The organism is Plantactinospora sp. WMMB334, from assembly GCF_049179095.1.
Lineage (GTDB): Bacteria > Actinomycetota > Actinomycetes > Mycobacteriales > Micromonosporaceae > Plantactinospora.
Genome location: NZ_JBMHME010000002.1, coordinates 7720760 through 7741752, shown reverse-complemented (window position 1 = coordinate 7741752; position 20993 = coordinate 7720760). Strand labels below are relative to the sequence as shown.

The window sequence follows — 20993 nt, the reverse complement described above, 5'->3', positions numbered from 1 at the left end:
GCTTCGCTCGCTCGTTCCTCGCACTCACCGGCGGGCGTCCCCGAGCTTGAAGACCTTCTTGGGCAGGTGGTACGCGAGGTCGACGATGGTCTCGGCGGCCTCGTCGAGCGGCAGCCGCTGCTCGGCGACGAGCCGGGCCAGGAAGCCGGCGTCGATCCGCCGGGCCACGTCGTGGCGTACCGGGATGGAGCAGAACGCCCGGGTGTCGTCGACGAACCCGGCGGTGTTGTAGAAGCCGGCGGTCTCGGTCACCGCCTCGCGGAACCGGCGCAGCACCTCCGGCGAGTCCAGGAACCACCAGGGTGCGCCGAGGTAGAGCGCCGGGTAGCCGCCGGCCAGCGGCGCCAGCTCCCGGGTGAAGGTGTACTCGTCCAGGGTGTAGACGACGAGCCGCAGCCGCGCGTCGTTGCCGTACGCGTCCAGCAGCGGGGTGAGCGCATGCACGTACTCGGTGGCCTGCGGGATGTCGCCGCCGACGTCCCGGCCGTGCCGGGCGTGGAGCTGGCGGTTGTGGTTGCGCACCGAGCCGGGGTGCAGCTGCATCACCAACCCGTCCTCGACGGACATCGTCGCGAACTCGACGAGCATGTGCGCCCGGAACGCCTCGGCGTCCTCGGCGGTCGCCTCGCCGCGCAGGCCGCGCTCGTAGAGGGTCGCCGCCTCGGCCTCGCTCAGCCGCAGGGTCAGCGCGGTCGGGTGCCCGTGGTCGGTGGAGGTGGCCCCGGCGGCGATGAACGCCTCGCGGCGCCGCCGCAGCGCGGCGAGGTATCCGGCGTACCGCCCGGTGTCCTCGCCGGCCACCTCGCCGAGGCGTACGACGTTGTCGGCCCAGCCGTCGAACTCCATGTCCACCACGTTGTCCGGGCGGAAGGTGGTGACCACCCGCCCGCCCGGCCCGCCCCAGCCGTCGGCGGCGAGCTTGGCGTGCCGGCCGAGGTCGTCCAGCGGCGACTCGGTGGTGGCCAGCACCTCGATGTTGAAGCGTTCGAAGAGCGCCCGGGGCCGGAACTCGGGCTGCCCGAGCTGCGCCGCGATCGCGTCGTAGATCTCGTCAGCGGTCTCCGGGGCGAGCCGGGTGGTCACCCCGAAGACGTTCCGGAAGGTCTCCTCCAGCCAGAGCCGGCTCGGCGTACCCCGGAACAGGTGCCAGTGCGCCGCGAACCGCCGCCAGATGGTCCGCCCGTCGGTCTCCACCGTCCCGCCGTCCACCGCCGGCACCCCCAGCTCGGCCGGCGTCACCCCCTGGCTGAGCAGCATCCGGGTCAGGTAGTGGTCCGGCACGATGATCAGCCGCGCCGGGTCCGGGAACGCGACGTCGTCGGCGAGGATCCCCGGATCCACGTGCCCGTGCGGCGAGATCAGCGGCCGGTCCCGGACGAGCGCGTACAGCTCGCGGGCGATCGCCCGCTGCCCGGGCTCGGACGGGAACAGCAGATCGGGCCGGTCAGACGATGCGGACACGAGCCAACTCCTTGCGGGTCGGAGGTGTAAGGAAGGGCCCCCCGTTATCGTTTTCTGTTGTACAGGGGGCCCTTCCTTACACCTAGAGGGTGAGCAGGTCGGCGACGTGGACGGGGTGGCCGGTCTCGAAGGAGCGGTTCGCGGCCAGGCCGGTGAGCAGCGCGAGGGCGCCGTCCCGGGCGGTGGCGGCCCGGTTCATCGGGTCGCTGTGACCGCCGAAGAGCACCGCCGTCATCCGGGCGTCGGCGCCGCCGTGGCCGGTGCGGGTGTAGCCGGCGACCGGCACCTCGCGGGGCTGCTCCCAGAACGGGCGCAGGGTGAGCCGCGCCGAGCCCTCCTCCACCGCGGCCTGTACGCCGTGCAGCGCGGCACCCTTCAGCTCGCCGGCGGCCTGCGGGCTGACGAAGTCGCTCTCCACCACCTCGAGTTCGAGCCGGCCCCGGCTGCCGTTGAACATCACCCGGTAGCCCTCCCAGGGCGCGTAGGCGGTCAGGTGGTAGGTCATGGTGGCACCGCTGTCGTAGCGGGCCAGCACCGCCATGTCGTCCTCGATGGTCACCCCGGGGGCGAAGACGTTCTGGTCGCGGTGGTAGCCGTCCTCGGCCTCCGCCTCCAGGTAGAGCGCGCGCAGCCGGGGATGGTCGGCCAGGTGCAGCGCGAACGGGTCGTCCGCGGCGGCCGGCGCCCCGTGCGCCCGGTCGTACGGACGGGCGTAGCCGTGCCGCCGCCCGGCCTCGTCGCCGTAGAAGAAGAGCCGGCCGGCGGCGTACACCTGCACCGGCTTCGCGGCCAGCCACCAGTTGACCAGGTCGAAGTGGTGGCTCGCCTTGTGCACCATCAGGCCGCCGGAGTTGGCCTTGTCCCGGTGCCAGCGCCGGAAGTAGTCCGCGCCGTGGCGCACGTCGAGCAGCCACTCGAAGTGGACGGAGCCGATCTCGCCGATGGCGCCCTCGGCGAGCACCTCCCGGACCTTCTCGTGCAACGGGTTGTAGCGATAGTTGAAGGCGACCGAAACCTTTCGGCCGGTCTCCGCAACGGCACGCAGGATCCGCTCGCACTTCGGCACGTCGGTGGTCATCGGCTTCTCGGTGATCACGTCGCAGCCGGCCCGGAGCGCGGCGACGACGTACTCGTCGTGGGTGGCGTCGACGCTGGTCACCAGGACCACGTCGACCCGCTCCTTCTCCAGCATGGAGGCGAAGTCGCCGGCCAGGTAGGTCGGGACCGGGTCGAAGTCGAGTTCGGCGAGCCACCTGTTGTGCGCGTCCATCCGCGCCTGGTTGACGTCGGCGAAGGCGACGAGTTCGGCCGTGTTCGGGTGGTCCAGCACCAGGGCACGGACGAACATCTCCGCCCGCGCGCCCGTGCCGACCAGGGCGAAGCGCTGCCTTCCCGGGGTTACCGACATCCGAGCTCGCCTCCGTTGACTGCAAAGGTTTGCAGGAGAAGTAACCACGCGCGCCGGGCGCGCGTCAACGGCTCGGAACAAACCTGCGGCCTTTACCCGTTTTTGCCCGTATGGGAGTGCTCCCACTGCTGCTGAACGCAACAAACCCGTAACCGATCCCCGTTGACACCCGAGCAACCGTTTGCATTAATTGGCCAACCAAACCAAGTGACACCAGACACATCGATGGCAGACACACCGGCAGCCACGGGAAGGACTTGCGTGCCAGCCACCATTCGCGACGTCGCGCGAGCCTCCGGAGTGCACATCTCCACCGTGTCGCGGACGTTCTCGGCACCGCATCTGGTCAATCCGGAGACCCGCAACCGCGTGCTGGCCTGCGCCGAGCACCTCGGCTACCGGCCCAACCGGGCGGCCCGGGCGCTGATCACCGGGCGCACCCACAACATCGGGCTGATCATCGCCGACATCGCCAACCCGTTCTTCCCACCACTGATCAAGGCGGCCGAGAGCCAGGCCCGGCAGCGCGACTACCACATCTTCATCGCCGACACGAGTGAGGACCCGGCGGTCGAGGAGGACCTGGTGCACGCCCTGGCCAAGCAGGTCGACGGCGTGCTGCTCTGCAGTCCCCGGATGAGCAACAGCCTGATCGAGCAGCTCAGCCGCGAGGTGCCCCTGGTCGTGATCAACCGCCAGGTCACCGGCCTGCCGGCGGTGGTGATGGACGTCGGCCAGGGCGCCCGGCTCGCCGTCGAGCACCTGACCGGGCTCGGGCACCGCGAGCTCGCCCTGCTCGGCGGGCCGCGCGGCTCGTGGACCAACCGGGAGATCCGCCGGGCGGCCACCGCCGCCGCCCGGGCCGCGGACGCCACGCTGACCGTACTCGGCCCCAACCCGCCCACCGAGGGCGGCGGCGTGGCAATGGCCGAGCAGGTTCGCCGGGCCGGCGCCACGGCGGTGCTCGCCTACAACGACCTGATGGCGATCGGCCTGATGGAAGGGCTCGACTCACTCGGGCTACGGGTGCCACAGGACATCAGCGTCGTCGGCATCGACGACATCGCGCTGAGCCGGCTCACCCGGCCCAAACTGACGACGGTGGCCACGCCGACCGCGGCCGCCGGACGGACGGCCGTCGACATGCTCCTGCAACACGACGGTTCCTCCTCCGCACGCGCCGGGCGCGGCGGCGGACGGACCGGCACCACCGACGACCGTCGCACCACCGCACAGGTAACGCTGCAGACCGAGTTGGTCATCCGCGACTCGACGGGGGTCGGTCCGGCGGCTACGGCCGGCCGGTCCGGCGCGGCGACTCCTGCCGACCCGGGTCCGAACCGCCATCCGGACCCGGGCGACGCGACCGCGGCCACCCCCGAAGTTGTCGCCTCCTAACGCCAAGGAGTGAGCGCAATGCACCCCGCCACACCCCCGACGGCAAACGCGCCTGCCGCGCGTGGCCACCGTACGCTGCACCGTCGAGGCCTGCTCCGCATCACCGCCGCGATGGTCACCCTGCCCCTCGTCCTCGGCACCGCCACCGCCTGTGGCGACGACGAGGCGGAGCCGGGCGGTCCGGTCAGCATCGAGTTCTTCTGGTGGGGCGGTGAGGCCCGGGCCGAGATGACCCAGCAGGCCCTCGACCTCTACAAGCAGAAGAACCCGAACGTCACCATCAACGCCGTCTGGCAGGCCTTCGACGGCTACTACGACAAGCTCGCCACCATCTCCGCCGGTGGCAACGCGCCGGACATCTTCCAGATCGACGACAACGGCCTGGCCGAGTACGCGGGCCGCAACGTCACCCTCGACCTGACCCCGTACGTCGAGGACGGCAAGATCGACCTCTCCAAGCACGCCGAGAGCCTCACCAGGTACGGGCAGATCGACGGCAAGCAGGTCGCGGTCGCCACCGGCGAGAACACCCCGGCCATGATCTACGACAGGACGAAGCTCGCCGAACTCGGCGTCGGCGCGCCGCAGGAGGGCTGGAGTTACGACCAGTTCTTCACCTGGGCCGCCGAGGTGACCGCCAAGGGCGGCGGCAAGTACTGGGGCACCATGGACACCAGCTCCGACTACAAGGCGCTCTGGCTCTGGCTGCGCGCCCAGGGCAAGGAGTTCTACGACGGCAACAAGCTGGCCTTCACCGAGGCCGACCTCGCCGCCTGGTTCACGCTCTGGCAGGAGGCCCGGGCCAGGAACGCCACCCCGCCGGCCGACGTCGTGCACGAGGCGGTCACCGGCAGCGTCGCCACCCAGCTCGTGGTGACCGGCAAGGCCGCCACCTCGTTCATGTGGTCCAACCAGCTCGGTGAGCTGCAGAAGGCCACCAAGAACGAGCTGGGCATGGTGGCGTACCCCGGCGACCCGAAGGGTCAGTGGGCGCGGGCCTCGCTCTACTGGGCGGGCTCGCGCAGCACCGACCACCCGGAGGTGGTGGCCGACGTCATCAACTTCCTGGTCAACGACCCGGAGGTAGCCAAGATCTTCGGGGTCGACCGCGGCCTGCCCGCCAACATGGAGACCCGGACGGCGATCGAGGCCACCCTCACCGACCCGGCGATGAAGACGACCGTGGCCTTCGAGAACGCCCTGGCCCCCAAGTTCGGCCCGGCGCCCACGCCGCCGCCGAAGGGGCACAGCGGCCTGCGCAACAAGCTGCGTGACATCGCGGAGAGCGTGACCTACGGCCGCGCCACCCCCTCCGACGCCGCGAAACAGTTCTTCGCCGAGGCCCAGGCGGCGCTCGCCGGCTGACCGTCCGGCCCGGGGGGCGGGGGACGGCACGGCCGGTCCCCCGCCCCCGGGTCGGAGCGTCCGAGAGGAGAACACTCCCGTGGCTGTATCCACGGCGGCCAAGCCACGTCCCGGTGACGCGGCACCGGCCGGCACCCCGCGCCGGTCGACCCGGGCCGGCCGGCGGCGGCACCGCGCCGAGGGCGTGGCCGGTTACGTCTTCCTGTCCCCGTGGCTGATCGGCCTGATGGCGATCACCGCCTTCCCGATGCTCTTCTCGCTCTACCTCAGCTTCACCAACTACGACGTGCTCTCCAGTTGGGACGCGATCGAGTGGATCGGGCTGGAGAACTACCGGCGGATGTTCGGCGAGGACCCGGCGTACTGGCACGCGGTCACCGTCACCCTGACGTACGCCCTGATCGCCGTACCGCTCAAGCTCGCCGCCGCGCTCGGCGTCGCGCTGCTGCTCAACCGCGAGCGGCGCGGGGTCGGCCTGTTCCGGAGTCTCTTCTACCTGCCCTCGCTGCTCGGCGGCAGCGTGGCGCTGGCCCTGGTCTGGCGGGCCATGTTCGGCGGCGACGGCGCGTTCAACAGCTTCCTCGGGCTCTTCGGGATCCAGGGCGAGGCGTGGGTGAACGATCCGCAGTGGGCGCTGGAGACGTTGATGGTGCTGGCCGTCTGGCAGTTCGGCGCCCCGATGGTGATCTTCCTGGCCGGGTTGAAGCAGGTGCCGACCGAGCTCTACGAGGCCGCCTCGGTCGACGGCGCCGGCCCGTTCCGCCAGTTCTGGAACGTCACGCTGCCGATGCTCTCCCCGGTCATCTTCTTCAACCTGGTGCTGGAGACGATCAACGGCTTCCAGGGCTTCACCTCGGCGTACGTGATCAGCAACGGCACGGGCGGCCCGGTCTACTCCACGCTGCTCTACACCCTGCACATCTACGACCAGGGCTTCGGCGAGTTCCGGATGGGCTACGCGTCGGCACTGAGCTGGGTCTTCCTGCTCGCCATCGCCGTGATCACCGTGATCTTCTTCAGCACCGGCCGGTTCTGGGTGCACTACTCCGACGGAGACGACTGATGGCAGTCCAGGCAGTGCGGGCCACCCCCGCCCCCGCGACCCGCCGCCGCTCCCGGGGCGTCGTCCGGGTCCTCGTGCTGGTCGGCGTGCTCGGCTTCGTGCTCTATCCGCTGCTCTGGATGGTCGGCTCGTCGCTGAAGTCACCGACCGAGGTGGTCAGCAACCTCTCCGTCGTCCCGCAGGACGTGACCTGGGCCAACTATCCGGACGGCTGGGGATACATCAGAAACCTGAGCTTCGGCCGGTTCTTCCTGAACAGCACGATGATCGCCCTCGCCACCGTGGTCGCCAACGCGGTCTCCTGCCTGGTCGCCGCGTACGCCTTCGCCCGGCTGCGGTTCCGGCTGCGCAGGGCGTGGTTCGCCATCATGATCGGCACGCTGCTGCTCCCCAGCCACGTGCTGATCGTGCCGCAGTACGTGATGTTCAACTACTTCGGCTGGATCGACACCCCGCTGCCGCTGATCGTGCCGAAGCTGCTCGCCACCGAGGCGTTCTTCGTCTTCCTGATGGTGCAGTTCATGCGCGGCATCCCGCGCGAACTGGACGACGCTGCCAAGATCGACGGTTGCTCGCCGTACGGGGTGTTCCGGCACGTGATCCTGCCGCTGAGCCGGCCGGCGCTGGTCACCACGGCGATCTTCTCCTTCATCTGGACCTGGAACGACTTCTTCACCCAGCTCGTCTACCTGCCCAGCCCGACCAGCTACACGGTGCCGATCGGGCTGCGGCTCTTCATCGACTCCAGCGGGCAGACGTCGCTCGGGCCGATGTTCGCGATGTCGGTCCTCTCGCTGCTGCCGGTCTTCGTCTTCTTCCTCGCCTTCCAGCGCATGCTGGTGCAGGGCATCAACACCAGCGGCCTGAAGGGCTGAGGGCGGCACCGTGCAGACTCGGGGGATGACCGCGAACTGGCCGGAGCAGCCCGCCCCGGAGGCCCGGCCCGACTGGCGTGACACCCTGCGCAACGGGGCCGACCTGGCGCTGCTCGGCATCCTCACCACGCTGGCGGCGGTGCCGGTGGTCACCGCCGGAGCCGCCGTCGGCACCGCCAGCGCCGCCCTGCACCACTGGATCGAGACCGGGTCCTGGCCCGGCACGCGGGCGGCACTGCGCGGCTTCGGGCGTACGCTGCTGCCCGGCGCCGGGGCCACGGCGGTGGCCGGGGTCGTGGCCGGCGTACTCGCGCTGAACCTGCTGGCATTGGGTCGGGGCGCTGTGCCGGGCGGGCCGGTGCTGGTCGCGGTCACCGTCGCGCTGGCGGTGGCGGCCGGCGGTTTCGCCGGGCTGACCGTGATGCGGCTCGGCCGGCAGGGCGGGCAGGGCTGGCGCCGCGCCGTGCGCGGTGCGGCCCGGATCGCGGCGGCCCGGCCGGTGGCCCTGCTCGCCGGCGCCGGCACGGTCACGCTCGCCGCCCTGCTCTGCGCGCTGGTGCTGCCGGTGCTCACCCCGCTGCTCGTCGGCTACACCCTCTTCGGGCTGCACACGGCGATCCGCCGGGTCGCCGGATCCGCCCTGGCGAGCACGCCGGAATAGCACCGCTTCTCCCCGGTCAGTCGGTCCCGGGCTGCTGCCGCGCGACGGGGACGAAGCGTACCGGGATCGAGTCCGGCGTCCGGCCCCACGGCGAGGGGACCGATTCCAGCTTCTCCGGCGGGACCGCCAGCCGGACGCCGGGCAGCAGGTGCAGGACCGTCTCGACGGCGGTACGGATGATCAGCCGGGCCGGGATCTGCGCCGGGCAGGCGTGCGGGCCGGCGCCCCAGGAGAGGTGCGCCCGGTTGCCCACCTCCCGCCAGGGCTCGCCGCCGGCGTGGATCCGGGGGTCGGCGTTCGCGGCGGTCAGCCCGAGGATCAGCGCGTCACCGCGCCGGACCGGCTGCCCGGCCAGCTCGGTGTCCCGCAGCGCGTACCGGGCCGGCGCGTTGGTCATCGGCGGATCCCGCCACAGCACCTCGTCGATCGCGTCGTCCACCCCGAGCCGCCCACCCCGGAGCCGGCCGGCGAACCGCTCGTCGGTGAGCATCAGCCGCAGCGTCTGGGCGATGCAGCTCATGGTGTTCTCGTTCGCGGCGACCAGCACCAGCACCATGGTGTCGTAGATCTCGGCGTCGTCGCGCAGGTTCGGGTGCTCGGCGAAATAGGTGGTGAGGTCGTCCGAGGGCACGGCCCGGCGGGCCGCGAGGACGTCGGCGAGGATCTTCATCACCCGTTCCCGGGCGGCGACCGCGTCGGCGCCCCAGGCGAACATCGCCGCCAGGCCGGCCTGGAGTTCGTGGCTCTCGACCGCGTCCAGGCCGAACCGGTCGGCGACGGCCAGCACCGGCACGATCGCGGCGTAGTCGGCGACCAGGTCCGCCTCGCCCCGGCCGGCGAAGGAGCCGATCACGTCGGTGCAGAGCGCCGCGACCGCCCGGCGCATCGCCCGCTGGTCGATCTCGGCCATCCCGCCGGCGATCGGCGCCCGCAGCCGGCGGTGCCGCTCGCCATTGACGAAGAACGCGTTGTCGTAGGGGGACATCATCGGGCGCAGCAGCGAGTCGGCCGGCAGGCTGCCGTCGTGCTGCGCCGACCAGTCGCTCGGGTCGCAGGAATAGAGCTGCTCCTGCCGGGTGACCGTGAGGATCTCCGGATAGCCCATGACCAGCCAGGCGTGCACGCCCGGTTCCAGCTCGACGGGGGCGACCGGGCCGTGCTCGGCGCGGAGCCGCCCGAAGACGTGTTGCGGGTCGGGGCAGGCTGTGGTGGCGGCCAGCGGTGTCAGCCCGGTCAGCTCGCGCAACGGCCTGCGTACGGCCCCGGCGGGGCCTCCGGTCCCGGCGGGGCCTCCGATCTCGGTGGGGATGGTCACGACACCATTTCCTTGGTGGAGGAGACGGGTTTCTTGGTGGTGGAGACGTCGAGGGCGTGCTGGACGAGGGTGGTCAGGGCGGTCAGCGCCGAGGTGCGGTCCCGGGCGTCGCAGTCCACGACCGGCGTCTCCGGCAGCAGGTCCAGGGCGGCACGCAACTCGTCGGCGGGATGCGGCACCGTGTCCGGGAAGTGGTTGACCGCCACCACGAACGGCAACTGGGAGCCGAGCTCCAGTTGGTCGAAGACCTCGAAGCTGGCCTCCAGCCGGCCGGGCCGGGTGTCGACCAGCACCAGGACGCCGACGGCGCCCTCGGCGAGCCCCTCCCAGAGGTCCCAGAACCGCCGCTGTCCGGGCGTGCCGAAGAGGTAGAGCGCCAGGCTCCCGCCCAGGGTGATCCGGCCGAAGTCCATCGCCACCGTGGTGGTCCGCTTCGCGTCCAGGCCGCGCAGGTCGTCGACGCCCTCGCTGAGCTGCGTGACGACCTCCTCGGTCCGAAGTGGGGTGATCTCGCTGACCGCGCCGATCAGCGTGGTCTTACCGACCCCGAAGCTGCCGACCACGAGGATCTTCACCGACGTGGTGACGGTCCCGGGGAGGTAGCCGTCAGAGTGCGCGGAGACCATTGAGCACCTCTTGCAGTAGTTCCGTGGACGGCTGCGCGGAGCGGGGACTGCCGGCCCGCGCGGTCAGGTGGCCGGAGTCGACCAGGTCGCTGGCGAGGACGCGTACGACGCTGACCGGTAACTCCAGCCGGGCGGCGACCTCGACCAGCGACAACAGCCCCCGGCACATCGCCAGCAGGGCACGCTCCTGGCGCCCGGCCGAGATCGGCAGCGGCGGCGCCGGACCGGTCGCGATCAGCAGCGTGTCGACGCCGATGGTGTTGCGCGACGGTCGGGCCCGCCCCCTCGTCAGCACGTACGGGCGCAGCGCCGAGTCGCGGTAGTGGCCGCCCCGCTCGTCGGAGGAGCTCATCGCCGCTGCCCGGCCCGCACCGTCATGACCCGGCCCCGCCGCGCCCGGTCATGCCGTGCTGCCGTGGCGCGCCGACGTGGCGAGGGTGCGCTCGCCGATCCGGTTGACCTGGGTCTGCATCTGGTGGGCGATCAGGGCGGGGTCGACGGCGGGCTCGGTCACCACCGCCAGGTGCGAGCCGTCCCCGGCCCGCCGGACGAAGAGATAACCGCCGTCGAACTCGATCATCAGGTGGCGGAGTGAACGGCCCCCGGAGCCGAACTCGCGGCCGATGCTGCGGCCCAGCGACTGCAACCCGGAGCAGGCGGCGGCGAGCCGGTCGGCGACGTCCTGGTCGGTGTGCTCGGAGCGGACCATCGCCAGGCCGTCGGCGGAGAGGACCACGGCGTGCCGGACGTACGGCACCGAGACCACCTCTGCCAGCATCCAGTTCTGGTCTTGCGTCATGCTCATCGTTCCCATCCTCCGGGGTTGTCGCGGTCAGCGCGCGTCCGCCGGGCCTGGGTCGCCGCCGCTGCGGCCACCTGCGATGAAGGCGCCCATCCAGGAGCCGGCCTGCTCCGGACTCGGATCGGACGGCTCCGCCGCCGCTGCCACGACCTCGTCCGGCACGGCGGCACCGTCCCGGGTGGTGGTGGTCCCGTCCGGCGCGGCGGAGGCGGCCTGTGCACGGCGGGATCGCCGCCGGGGCAGCGTCGCGCCGGTGGCGGCGGGTTCGGCCTCGCCGGACCCTGCTCCGGTGGACCCTGGTCCGGCGGATCCGGGCCCCGGCGCGTCCGGTGTCGCGGCCGGCTCCGCCGGTGTCCGAGCCGGCCGGCGGGCGGCGACCGCCTCCGGTGGCTCCACGGTCTCCACGACCGTCGACGGGATCAGCACCACGGCGCGCACCCCGCCGTACGGCGACTCGCTCAGGTCGGCCCGGAACCCGTGCCGACGGACGTAGTGCCCGACGACGGCGAGCCCGGTCTGCGGGATCTCGCCCAACTCCGCCAGGCCGACGGGGCGGCGCCCGGAGACCGTCTCCCGGGCCTGCTCCAGCCGGTGGTCGTCCATGCCGATGCCGCCGTCGTCGATCTCGATGACCGCACCGCGCTGCACCCGCCGGACGGTCACCGGCACGGTGGTGGCCGGCGGCGAGGACTGGGTCGCGTTCGCCAGCAGCTCCGCGACGAGGTGGACGACCGGCTCCACCACCTCGGCGGCGACCGCCACGTCCTGGTCGCCGGAGACCTCGATCCGCTGGTACGCGAGGATCCGGGCCGAGGCGGCGCGCACCACGTCCACCATGGCCAGCGGCTCCTGCCACTGCTGCCCCGGCCACTCTCCACAGAGCACGGCGAGGCTCTGGGCGTGCCGGGCCTGCTGTGCGGCGGCGTGGTCGACCCGCATGCTCGACTCGACCACGTCCGGGTCGTGCTGGTGCCGGTCGGCCATCAGCGACACCTGCTCCTGGATGGAGTGCGCCGCCGTCTGCACCCGCCGGGAGAGCGCCACCACCGCGAGCCGCAGCGACTCCTCGCGCTCGTCCGAACGCTTCAGTGCGCTCGCTGTCTCGGCCAGGACCCCGTCCACCAGGCCGGCCGTCCGCTCGCCGAGCTCGGGATCGCGTGGTACGGCGGGTACCGGCGCACCGTGCAGCACCGCCGGAAGCCGGTTCTGGAGCAGGTGGTCGAGGGCGTTGTCCACCGCCGCCGACCGCGCTTCGGCCCGCTTCCGCCAGTGCGTCTCCCGCTCCGCGAGCTGCTGCTGGTAGCTGCGGACCTGCCGCTCGAACTCCCGTTCGCGCTGGCCGAAGACGTCCCAGGCGTCCCGCTGCCGGCGCCGCAGCGTCACCAGCAGCACAAGGGAGAGCCCGGCGGCGGCCGCCGCCAGCACCGTCAACGCCGTACCGGCCGCGCCGGCGCCGACCAGCGCGCCGACAGCGGCGGCGGCACCGGCCACGGTGGTGAGCAGGAGGATCGCGGACCACGTCGAACGGCCCCCGGGCGAGGGACGACCTGACGAGAGCAGAGGTGTCATGTTCACCTTCGGCGGAAGATCCGGGCAGGACGGAGCCCCAAACCGCAGTTCAGGCGCGCAGTGGATCAGGATCGTACCCGATCGGGTCGGGAACACCGCCCCCTCTGACCGGACAGTTTCCCCCGCCCGAAGCGGGCTCGCCCGCTGTGGCCGGACCGATCCGGTGCCCCGCTCAGGCCCCGGCGGCGGTGAACCGGGCGACGACGAACTCGGAGCGGGCACCGCAGACGATCACCGAGGTGTTCCACGAGCAGGAGGCCGTGTTGACCTGCTTGAGCTGGCCCAGCTCGGTCAGCGCCCCGGAGCCGGCGACCACCCCGGCGACGCTGGCGTCCTGGCTGTACGTACCCGGCTCCTCGGCGAAGACCAGCAGGTTGCCGCCGTCGACCCGGACGGCCACCCCGTCCCGGTCGAGCAGCTCGTCGCCGCCGGTGGAGAAGAGCCGCGACACCGGGTTGCCGGGACCGGCCCGGACCAGGGCGTGCTCGCCGACCGGTTGCAGGTCCCGCGCCTGCGGCACCGCCCGGCGCCAGGCCGCCTCCTGGCTGCCGGCCCCGTCGGTCCGGACCGCCAGCAGTTCGGTGGTGGCGGCGTCCGAGCCGGCGTTCTCCAGCAGGCAGACCTGCCGCTCACCGCAGGGCTCCAGGTCGAGCGGGCGGCGGCTCTTGTCGGGGGCGGTGTAGATACTGGTCGGCGGGCCGAGGGTGGCCAGGTCGTAACGGGCCAGTCCGTAGCCGTCGTTCGACGGGGCGACGAAGAGCTGCCCCTCGTAGGCCAGCACCGTATCGTCGGTGTCGGCGGCACCGGGCCGGGACGTCAGCACCCGGCCGGTGCGCACGTCGACGACCCGGATCGAGTCGTCCGCGCCGATCTGGACGAGCCGTGGCTCGTCCCCGCGGTTCGGCAGCGCCGGATCGCCGTCCAGCTCGGCCGCCCCACCCACCTCCCGCGCGGTCCGCACCGGATGGACGGCGGAGTCGCTGTCGTAGTCACCCTTCGGGCTCTGCAGCGTCCATCCGTCACCGCTGCGCGCGTCGATCCCGACCAGGGTGTCGGCGGTCGCGTCGAGCAACACGACCCGGTCGTCGAAGAAGTAGAACTCGTCGTCGCCGCGGACCGACCGGCTCCAGAGCCGTTCGCCGCTGGCCGGGTCGAAGGCGATCACGTCCCGGGGCGCGCTTGTGGTGATCGCGTCCGCCTGGACCAGCAGCACCTCCGGCAGCGCCTTGATCCAGGCCCACCGTTCGGCGGCGACCCCGGTGGTGAACCACCGCTCGACCTTCGCCGACCCGGCCGTCAGCACGGCGACCTCCAGCCGCTGGTCGGCCCGCTGGTAGGCGACGTAGGCCCGCTTCCCCGCGGTGGCGGTGAAGAGCGCGGAGGGATTCTCCTCCCGGATGGCGATCCGGTCGATCTCGGTGAACGGCGCGAAGTCGATACCCGGATAAGGCTCCCGGTTGAGGTAGAGCAACACCGTGACGACCACTCCGACCAGTGCGAGCAGGGCGCCCGCGCCGATCCAGACCGCCGGCCGGCGTACCGGACCGGGCAGCCGGACCGGTACAGCCGGACCGGCCGGTGAGGTCGGACCGGCCGGTGAGGTCGGACCGGCCGGTGAGGTCGGCATCCGGGCGCCGCCCGGCGGCACCGGCACCGCCACCGGGAGTTCGGCGAGCGCGCCCTCGGCGACCGGCAGCTCCGGCTGTTCGAGTACGGTCGGCGCGATCCCGAGCTCGGCGTGCAGCAGCCGGGCCACCAGCGGCACCCGGGACGAGCCGCCGACCAGGAAGAGCCCGGCGAGCTGGTGGACGCTCAGCCCGCAGCGGGCGATCACCGAGGCGGCCTCGAGAACACCCCGGCGCAGCAGCGGGGCGATGACGCTCTCCAGCTCGTCCCGGGTCAGGTGCAGCGCCTGTTCGACGCCGGGCACCGGCACCGGCGCGGTCGCGGCCCGGGAGAGCATCTCCTTGGCCCCGCGTACGTCGTCCCAGAACTGCCGCCGGCCGCGCCACTGGCTGGCCGTGGCTGGCCGACCGAGCCGCTCCCAGACCGACGCGTCCGCGGCCCTGATCGTCCTGCCCAGGTGCTCGACCAGCGCCTCGTCGAGGTCGAGCCCGCCGAGGTCGCCGAGCCCGCCCGCGCCGACCACCGCGAACCGGGTCCGGCCGCCGGCCCCGATGCCCTCGTTGCGGACCACGGCGATGTCCAGGGTGCCGCCGCCGAAGTCGAAGACCGCCAGCGCCGACCGGACCGGCACCGGCCGGCGCAGCACGTCGGCGAAGTAGCGGGCGGCGGCGACCGGCTCGGGCACCAGCAGCGTGCCACCCGCCGCCACCGGGGGCCAGCCGGCTCGGGCGACGGCGGCGGCCAGGGTCTCCCGGCGGCGGGCTCCCCAGGTCGCCGGACAGGTCAGCACGGCCGGCGGCAGGAACCCGACCGCCTCGACCGCCGCGCCGGCCACCGCGCCGAGCACGGCGGCCAGCAGCTCCACCGTGGGAACCTCCCGATCCCCGAGGAGCACCGCCGGCTCGTCGATCCGCCGCTTGGGGTTCGGCTCGTAGCGGCCCGGGTCGGCCTGGGCCAACCGCTGCGCGTCCCGCCCGACGTGCGGCCGGCCGGCCGCGTCGACGAGGACGCCGGACGGCAGGATCGGTTGCCCGTCGTGCAGCAGCGGCCGGGTCCGCCCGTCGGGCCAGCGCAGCACCGCCACCGTGTGCGAGGTCCCGAGATCGACGCCGAGCCCGTAGCCCCCGTCCTGTCCCGCCATGAACTGACTCAGGCGGCGGCCAGCCGGCGTCGGGCGACCTCGGCGAGCGCCACCGCCGCCGCGACACTGGCGTTGAGCGACTCCACCTCGGAGACCATCGGGATGCTCACCCTCAGGTCACAGGTGGCACCGACCAGCCGGGACAGCCCGCGCCCCTCGGAGCCGACCACCACGACGAGCGGGCCGACCGCCGCCTCCAGGTCGTAGAGGTCGGTCTCGCCGTCGGCGTCCAGCCCGACCACGAGGAACCCCTCCTGCTTGGCGAGTTTGAGCGCCCGGGTCAGGTTGGTCACCTGGCCGACCGGCACCCGGGCCGCCGCGCCGGCACTGGTCCGCCAGGCGGTCGCGGTGATCCCGGCGGCCCGCCGTTCGGGTACGAAGACCCCCTGCGCGCCGAAGGCCGCCGCCGACCGGATCACCGCACCGAGGTTGCGCGGGTCGGTGACGCCGTCGAGCGCGACGAGCAGCGGGGTGGGGTGCTCCAGCGATGCCGCGAGCAGATCCTCGAACGGCTCGTAGGCGAACGGTGGCACCTGCACGCCGATGCCCTGGTGCAGCACTCCGCCGGTCATCCGGTCGAGCTCGGCCCGGCTGACCTCCAGGATCGCGATGCCCCGGTCGGCGGCGGTGCGTACCGCCTCGTTCACCCGGTCGTCGATGTCGATGCCCTGCGCGACGTAGAGCGCGGTCGCCGGGACCTGGGCACGCAGCGCCTCCAGCACCGGATTGCGCCCGACCAGCAGCTCGGCCGCGTCCCGGGCGGGTGCGGAACGGCGTCCCGGTGCGACCCGGGGACCACCCGGACGCGGGGCGGGCTTGCCGCCGGTACGCCCGGCACCGGCCGCGCCCCGCCCGCCGGCCCCACCGGCGCCCCGCCCGGTGGCCGACTTGCGGCCACCCTTCTTCGTGCCGGCGCCACCGGCACCCCAGGTGGTGTCCTTGCTCCCCGGTACGCCCACCTTCGGCGCCCGGCCCTCCTCGGCGGCGGCCCGGCGCTCCTTCTGCTGCTTCCACGCCGTGCGCTGGGGCACCTGCTCGGTGCCGGAGTATGCCTTGTGCCAGGGACGCTCATCGGCGGGGAGCGTCTTTCCCCGGCCGGCCAGGGCACCCCGGTTCTTGCCCCCGGAGCCCGTGGTGGCGCCCTTCTTGGCGGTGACCCGACGCCCCTTCCGGGGCGAGTTTCCGGGCATCAGTCCTGTTCTCCGATCGTCCAACGCGGCCCGTGCGGGGTGTCCTCGACCACCACGCCCGCGTGCTTGAGCTGGTCACGCACCGAGTCGGCGGCGGCCCAGTCCCGGCGGCTGCGGGCCTGTGCCCGCTGCTCGAGGGCCAGCGCCACCAGCGAGTCGACCACGGACCGCAGCTCACCATCCTGCCCGTCCCCGCCCCAGGCCGGGTCGAGGGGGTCGAGTCCGAGGACGTCGAGCATCCCGCGCACCACCGCGAGCGCTGCCGCGGTCCCGGCGTCGTCGCCGCCGGCCAGCGCGATCTGGCCGTCCCGGACCGCGTCGTGCAGCACGGCGACGGCGGCGGAGGTGTTGAGGTCGTCGTCCATCGCCGCGCCGAACCCGGCGGGCAACTCGCCGAGGCCACCGGCGCCGACCCGGTCCGCGGCCCGCCGCACGAAGCCCTCGACCCGCCGGTACGCCACCGCGGACTCGCGCAGCGACTCGTCCGAGTAGTCGATCCGCGACCGGTAGTGCGGCGCCACCAGGTAGTAGCGCAGCTCGACCGGACGGATCCCGATCGAGGCGACGTGATCGAGGTCGACGACGTTCCCCAGCGACTTGCTCATCTTGGCCTCGCCGAGGTTGAGCAGGCCGTGGTGCACCCAGTAGCGGGCGAAGGGCAGATCGGCGGCCCGGGACTGGGCCTGCTCGTTCTCGTGGTGCGGGAAGGTCAGGTCGAGCCCGCCGCCGTGGATGTCGAACTCGGCACCGAGGTAGCGCCAGCACATCGCCGAGCACTCGATGTGCCAGCCGGGCCGGCCCGGCCCCCACGGCGACGGCCAGGCCGCGTCCGCCGGCTCCTCCGGCTTGAGGCCCTTCCAGAGCGCGAAGTCGGCCGGGTCACGCTTGCCCCGCTCCGCCGCCTCGTCGGCGATCTGCGTCTGCGTCGCGTCCGGCCGCTGGCCGGAGAGAGAGCCGTAGTCCGGGTACGACCGGACATCGAAGTAGACGTCGCCGGAGCCGTCGTCGGCGACGTACGCGTGCCCCTCGGCGAGCAGCCTCTCGATCAGCTCGTGCATCTGCGGCACGTGCCCGGTCGCCCTCGGCTCGTACGTCGGCGGCAGCACGTTGAGGCTGCGGTACGCGGCGCCGAGGATCACCTCGTTGTCGTACGCGATCGACCAGAACGGGCGCTCCTGCTCGACCGCCTTGACGAGGATCTTGTCGTCGATGTCGGTGACGTTGCGGATGAAGGTCACCTCGAAGCCGCTGCGCAGCAGCCAGCGGCGCAGCACGTCGTAGTTGACCCCGCCCCGGAGGTGGCCGATGTGCGGCGCGGACTGGACGGTGAGACCACACAGGTAGATCCCCACCATGCCGGCGTGCTTGGGGACGAAGTCCCGCACCGATCGGGTGGCGGTGTCGTACAGGCGTAGCGTCACCGTACAAGGGTACCGACCGATGTCCGGCAGGGCTCGCCCCGCGGCCACTGCGCGACCCCCGCCGACCGCGCCACCCGCTGCGACCGCAGCCCGTTCCGGCCGTACGCTGCCTGGTGTGGGAGCGACGGCCGGTGGCGGCGCGGCCGGCCCGGTGGACGGGACCGCCGGCCGGACCGGCGAGACCGCGCAGACAGCCGCCGTCCGAGCCGGCGAGACCGCGCAGACGCTGGACCGGGGCCTGCGCCTGCTGCACCTGGTCGCCGACGCGACCGGTGGGCTCACCGTGACCGAGGCGGCGGCCCGGCTGGGCGTCGGTCGGGCCGTGGTCTACCGACTGCTCGGCACGCTCACCGAGCACGGGATGCTCCGCCGCGACGCGGGCGGCCGGCTGCGGCTCGGCGCGGGCCTGCTGCACCTCGCCCGCCGGGCACAGCCACTGCTCGCCGAGGGATCGCTGCCGGCGCTGCGCCGGCTCGCCGAGCAGACCGGGGCGACCGCGCACCTGACCGTGGTCGAGGGCACCGAGGGGGTGGCGCTGGCGGTGGTGGAGCCGAGCTGGACGGCGTTCCACGTCGCGTACCGGACCGGGACCCGGCATCCGCTGGAGCGCGGCGCTGCCGGCCGGGCGATCCTGGCCGGTCGCGATGGCCGGACCGACCCGGTGGCGAGCAGCGGCGAACTCCAGTCCGGCGCGTACGGGGTGGCGGCGCCGGTGCTCGGGGTGCCGGGGCTGGAGGCCAGCGTCGGGGTGGTCGCCCTCGCCCCGCTGGACGTCGCGCAGGCCGGCGCCCGGGTACGGGCCGCCGCCGCCGAGATCGCCGCCGCGCTCGGCTAGCCCGTTCCCGCGCTCGGCCAGCCCGTTCCCGCGCTCGGCCGGCCCGTTCCCGCGCTCGGCCAGCCGGTTCTGCGGGAGGTGGCGGCGTTCCGACGCCAGTCGTCGAGCACGGCCGGCAGTTCGGCCAGGGTGCGGATCTCCGCGTCCGGACGCAGGCCGGCCGGGCGTGCCAGGCCGGTCCGGTTCAGCCAGACCGCGTGGAGTCCGGCCGCCTGCGCGGCCCGGACGTCCTTCTCCGGAGAGTCGCCGACGTGGACGACCGAGGAGGGCGGCATCCCGGCCGCCGCCAGCACCGCCGCATAGAACTCGGGGTCGGGCTTCTTCGGCACGCCACCGAGGTGGGCGTAGATCTCGAAGGCGAACTCGGCGGCGAGGCCGCACCGCTCCGCCCGGCTGTTGCCGTTGGTGGCGAAACCCAGCGTGTACGACCGGCGCAGCACACCGAGCGCCGGAAGCGTGTCGTCGAAGGGTCGGGTCAGCGCGAACCGCCGGGCGAAGTAGAGCTCGGTGATCGGCTCCAGCGCGGCGGTCAGGCCGACCCGGGCCAGTGACCGGGCCAGCGCCGCCCGCCGGATCGCGGTGACCGGCTCGGTGGCATGGTCGGCGAAGACGGCGTCCCAGTCGCTCTCGATCTCCGCCAGGGTCACGTCCCGGGCCGCCGGGGTCAGCCGACGCAGCTCGGCCAGCACCGCGACCAGTCCACCGGTCACCGCCGTGCGCAGGTCGAGCAGGGTCTCGTCGGCGTCGAACACCACCGCACGGATCGGCACGCGCCAAGGGTACGCGCCGCCGGCCGGTGGGCCGGTGGGCCGATGGCTCAGGGGTGGGTCATCCGGAGCACGTCGAGCGCCTCGTCGAGCTGCTCGGCGGTGAGCCGGCCCGCCTCGACGTGACCCCGGGCGAGTACCACCTCCCGGATCGACAGCTCCCTGGCCAGCGCCTCCTTGGCGATCGACGCCGCCTCGTCGTAGCCGAGGTAGCGGTTGAGCGGGGTGACCACCGAGGGGGAGCCCTCGGCGTACGCCAGTGCCACGTCGACGTTGGCGACCAGGCCGGTCACGCAGCGGTCGGCGAAGAGCCGGCTGACCCCGGCGAGGAGCCGGACCGACTCCAGCACGTTGCGGGCCAGCACCGGCAGCATGACGTTCAGCTCGAAGTCGCCCTGCGAGCCGGCGAAGGCGACCGTGGCGTCGTTGCCGATCACCTGGGCGCAGACCTGCCGGACCGCCTCGCAGACCACCGGGTTGACCTTGCCGGGCATGATCGACGACCCGGGTTGCAGGTCGGGGATCTGCAACTCGCGCAGGCCGGCCCGGGGGCCGGAGCCCATCCAACGGATGTCGTTGGCGATCTTGTAGAGGCCGACCGCGACCGTGCGGAGCTGGCCGCTGGCCTCGACCAGCGCGTCCCGGGCACCCTGCGCCTCGAAGTGGTTGCGCGCCTCCGCCAGCGGCAGCCCGGTCAGCTCGCGCAGCTTCTCGATGACCCTGGGGGCGAAGCCCGCCGGGGTGTTGATCCCGGTGCCGACGGCGGTGCCGCCGAGCGGCAGCTCGGCGAGCCGGGGCAGGCAGCTCTCCAGCCGCTCGATGCCGTACCGGGTCTGGGTGGCGTAGCCGGAGAACTCCTGGCCCAGCGTCACCGGGGTGGCGTCCATCAGGTGGGTCCGGCCCGCCTTCACCACCTCGGCGAACTCGTCCACCTTGGACTCCAGCGCGAACTCGAGGTGCCGCAGCGCCGGCAGCAGGTCGTGCACGACCGCGTGCGTCGCGGCCAGGTGGATCGAGGACGGGAAGACGTCGTTGCTGGACTGGGCGGCGTTGACGTCGTCGTTGGGGTGCACCTCGCGGCCCAGCTCCCGGGCGGCCAGGGTGGCGATCACCTCGTTGGCGTTCATGTTGGACGAGGTGCCGGAGCCGGTCTGGAAGACATCGACCGGGAACTGGTCGTCGTAGCCGCCGTCGGCGACGTGCGCGGCGGCGGTGGCGATCGCCCGGGCGACCTCCTCGTCGATCACCCCCAGTTCGGCGTTGACCATCGCCGCGGCGCCCTTGATCTGGGCCAGCGCCCGGATGTGCGCCGGTTCGAGCCCGCGCCCCGAGATCGGGAAGTTCTGCACCGCGCGCTGCGTCTGGGCCCGCCACAGCGCGTCGACGGGCACCTCCACCTCGCCCATCGTGTCGCGTTCGATCCGGTAGCCGGCCGCCTCTGGAGTGGTCACGCGTTCCATCCTGCCCCGC

The 20993-nt window shown here is 73.0% G+C and carries 18 protein-coding genes; 6 read left to right on the top strand and 12 right to left on the bottom strand.

Annotated features, from left to right (window positions below):
• Positions 1–24: 24 nt before the first annotated feature.
• A complete protein-coding gene (gene uxaC / locus ACN27G_RS33590; RefSeq protein WP_421496658.1) occupies positions 25–1461 on the bottom strand; it encodes a glucuronate isomerase in 1437 nt (478 codons plus the stop codon).
• 82 nt (positions 1462–1543) lie between these two features.
• The gene (locus ACN27G_RS33585) at positions 1544–2869 is read right to left on the bottom strand and encodes a Gfo/Idh/MocA family protein (RefSeq protein WP_421496657.1); all 1326 of its coding nucleotides are present in this window, start codon (positions 2867–2869) and stop codon (positions 1544–1546) included.
• Between the two features lie 261 nt (positions 2870–3130).
• Here ACN27G_RS33585 and ACN27G_RS33580 point away from each other — a divergent pair, with 261 nt between their 5' ends.
• The 5 genes from ACN27G_RS33580 (at position 3131) to ACN27G_RS33560 (ending at position 8231) form a co-directional block, all read left to right on the top strand.
• Positions 3131–4267, top strand: a complete 1137-nt coding sequence (locus ACN27G_RS33580; RefSeq protein WP_421496656.1) for a LacI family DNA-binding transcriptional regulator — start codon at positions 3131–3133, stop codon at positions 4265–4267.
• An 18-nt stretch (positions 4268–4285) separates the two neighbouring features.
• Positions 4286–5632 carry an ABC transporter substrate-binding protein gene (locus tag ACN27G_RS33575; protein WP_421496655.1) on the top strand — a complete coding sequence of 449 codons (1347 nt, stop codon included), beginning with the start codon at positions 4286–4288 and terminating at the stop codon, positions 5630–5632.
• A gap of 79 nt (positions 5633–5711) precedes the next feature.
• On the top strand, positions 5712–6695 hold the full coding sequence (locus ACN27G_RS33570) for a carbohydrate ABC transporter permease (RefSeq protein ID WP_421496654.1): 984 nt from the start codon (positions 5712–5714) through the stop codon (positions 6693–6695).
• A complete protein-coding gene (locus ACN27G_RS33565) occupies positions 6695–7570 on the top strand; it encodes a carbohydrate ABC transporter permease (protein ID WP_421496653.1) in 876 nt (291 codons plus the stop codon). The genes ACN27G_RS33570 and ACN27G_RS33565 overlap by 1 nt, the downstream gene beginning before the upstream one ends.
• A 25-nt stretch (positions 7571–7595) precedes the next feature.
• Positions 7596–8231, top strand: a complete 636-nt coding sequence (locus ACN27G_RS33560; RefSeq protein WP_421496652.1) for a hypothetical protein — start codon at positions 7596–7598, stop codon at positions 8229–8231.
• Positions 8232–8247: 16 nt separating this feature from the next.
• Here the strand turns inward: ACN27G_RS33560 and ACN27G_RS33555 are convergent, their stop codons facing one another.
• The 8 genes from ACN27G_RS33555 to cysS form a co-directional block, all read right to left on the bottom strand.
• On the bottom strand, positions 8248–9546 hold the full coding sequence (locus ACN27G_RS33555; protein WP_421496651.1) for a cytochrome P450: 1299 nt from the start codon (positions 9544–9546) through the stop codon (positions 8248–8250).
• On the bottom strand, positions 9543–10172 hold the full coding sequence (locus ACN27G_RS33550; RefSeq protein ID WP_421496650.1) for a GTP-binding protein: 630 nt from the start codon (positions 10170–10172) through the stop codon (positions 9543–9545). The genes ACN27G_RS33555 and ACN27G_RS33550 overlap by 4 nt, the downstream gene beginning before the upstream one ends.
• Positions 10153–10524, bottom strand: a complete 372-nt coding sequence (locus ACN27G_RS33545) for a DUF742 domain-containing protein (protein WP_421496649.1) — start codon at positions 10522–10524, stop codon at positions 10153–10155. Before ACN27G_RS33545 ends, ACN27G_RS33550 begins: the two co-directional genes overlap by 20 nt.
• 48 nt (positions 10525–10572) lie before the next feature.
• Complete coding sequence (locus tag ACN27G_RS33540) at positions 10573–10977, bottom strand: roadblock/LC7 domain-containing protein (RefSeq protein WP_421496648.1); 405 nt, start codon at positions 10975–10977, stop codon at positions 10573–10575.
• A gap of 27 nt (positions 10978–11004) precedes the next feature.
• A complete protein-coding gene (locus tag ACN27G_RS33535; RefSeq protein ID WP_421496647.1) occupies positions 11005–12543 on the bottom strand; it encodes an ATP-binding protein in 1539 nt (512 codons plus the stop codon).
• Positions 12544–12715: 172 nt separating this feature from the next.
• Positions 12716–15310, bottom strand: a complete 2595-nt coding sequence (locus ACN27G_RS33530; RefSeq protein WP_421496646.1) for an Hsp70 family protein — start codon at positions 15308–15310, stop codon at positions 12716–12718.
• Between the two features lie 8 nt (positions 15311–15318).
• Positions 15319–16500 (bottom strand): 23S rRNA (guanosine(2251)-2'-O)-methyltransferase RlmB, encoded by a 1182-nt coding sequence (rlmB, locus tag ACN27G_RS33525; protein WP_421496645.1) that lies wholly within the window; start codon positions 16498–16500, stop codon positions 15319–15321.
• On the bottom strand, positions 16500–17921 hold the full coding sequence (gene cysS, locus ACN27G_RS33520) for a cysteine--tRNA ligase (RefSeq protein ID WP_421496644.1): 1422 nt from the start codon (positions 17919–17921) through the stop codon (positions 16500–16502). Before cysS ends, rlmB begins: the two co-directional genes overlap by 1 nt.
• Before the next feature lie 115 nt (positions 17922–18036).
• Here cysS and ACN27G_RS33515 point away from each other — a divergent pair, with 115 nt between their 5' ends.
• Positions 18037–18756, top strand: a complete 720-nt coding sequence (locus ACN27G_RS33515; protein ID WP_421496643.1) for an IclR family transcriptional regulator — start codon at positions 18037–18039, stop codon at positions 18754–18756.
• On the opposite strand, the gene ACN27G_RS33510 is transcribed toward ACN27G_RS33515, so the two are convergent.
• Together ACN27G_RS33510 and ACN27G_RS33505 are read right to left on the bottom strand one after the other, a co-directional pair.
• On the bottom strand, positions 18753–19526 hold the full coding sequence (locus ACN27G_RS33510; protein ID WP_421496642.1) for an HAD family hydrolase: 774 nt from the start codon (positions 19524–19526) through the stop codon (positions 18753–18755). The genes ACN27G_RS33515 and ACN27G_RS33510 overlap by 4 nt on opposite strands.
• 47 nt (positions 19527–19573) lie before the next feature.
• Positions 19574–20974, bottom strand: a complete 1401-nt coding sequence (locus tag ACN27G_RS33505; RefSeq protein WP_421496641.1) for a class II fumarate hydratase — start codon at positions 20972–20974, stop codon at positions 19574–19576.
• Positions 20975–20993: the final 19 nt, after the last annotated feature.

Bases quoted from the DNA above. Each gene is read 5' to 3' on its own strand.
- ACN27G_RS33540 (WP_421496648.1), bottom strand. From the start codon at position 10,977: ATGAGCATGACGCAAGACCAGAACTGGATGCTGGCAGAGGTGGTCTCG.
- ACN27G_RS33545 (WP_421496649.1), bottom strand. From the start codon at position 10,524: ATGAGCTCCTCCGACGAGCGGGGCGGCCACTACCGCGACTCGGCGCTG.
- ACN27G_RS33535 (WP_421496647.1), bottom strand. From the start codon at position 12,543: ATGACACCTCTGCTCTCGTCAGGTCGTCCCTCGCCCGGGGGCCGTTCG.
- ACN27G_RS33565 (WP_421496653.1), top strand. From the start codon at position 6,695: ATGGCAGTCCAGGCAGTGCGGGCCACCCCCGCCCCCGCGACCCGCCGC.
- ACN27G_RS33585 (WP_421496657.1), bottom strand. From the start codon at position 2,869: ATGTCGGTAACCCCGGGAAGGCAGCGCTTCGCCCTGGTCGGCACGGGC.
- ACN27G_RS33575 (WP_421496655.1), top strand. From the start codon at position 4,286: ATGCACCCCGCCACACCCCCGACGGCAAACGCGCCTGCCGCGCGTGGC.
- ACN27G_RS33530 (WP_421496646.1), bottom strand. From the start codon at position 15,310: ATGGCGGGACAGGACGGGGGCTACGGGCTCGGCGTCGATCTCGGGACC.
- ACN27G_RS33550 (WP_421496650.1), bottom strand. From the start codon at position 10,172: ATGGTCTCCGCGCACTCTGACGGCTACCTCCCCGGGACCGTCACCACG.
- ACN27G_RS33560 (WP_421496652.1), top strand. From the start codon at position 7,596: ATGACCGCGAACTGGCCGGAGCAGCCCGCCCCGGAGGCCCGGCCCGAC.
- rlmB (WP_421496645.1), bottom strand. From the start codon at position 16,500: ATGCCCGGAAACTCGCCCCGGAAGGGGCGTCGGGTCACCGCCAAGAAG.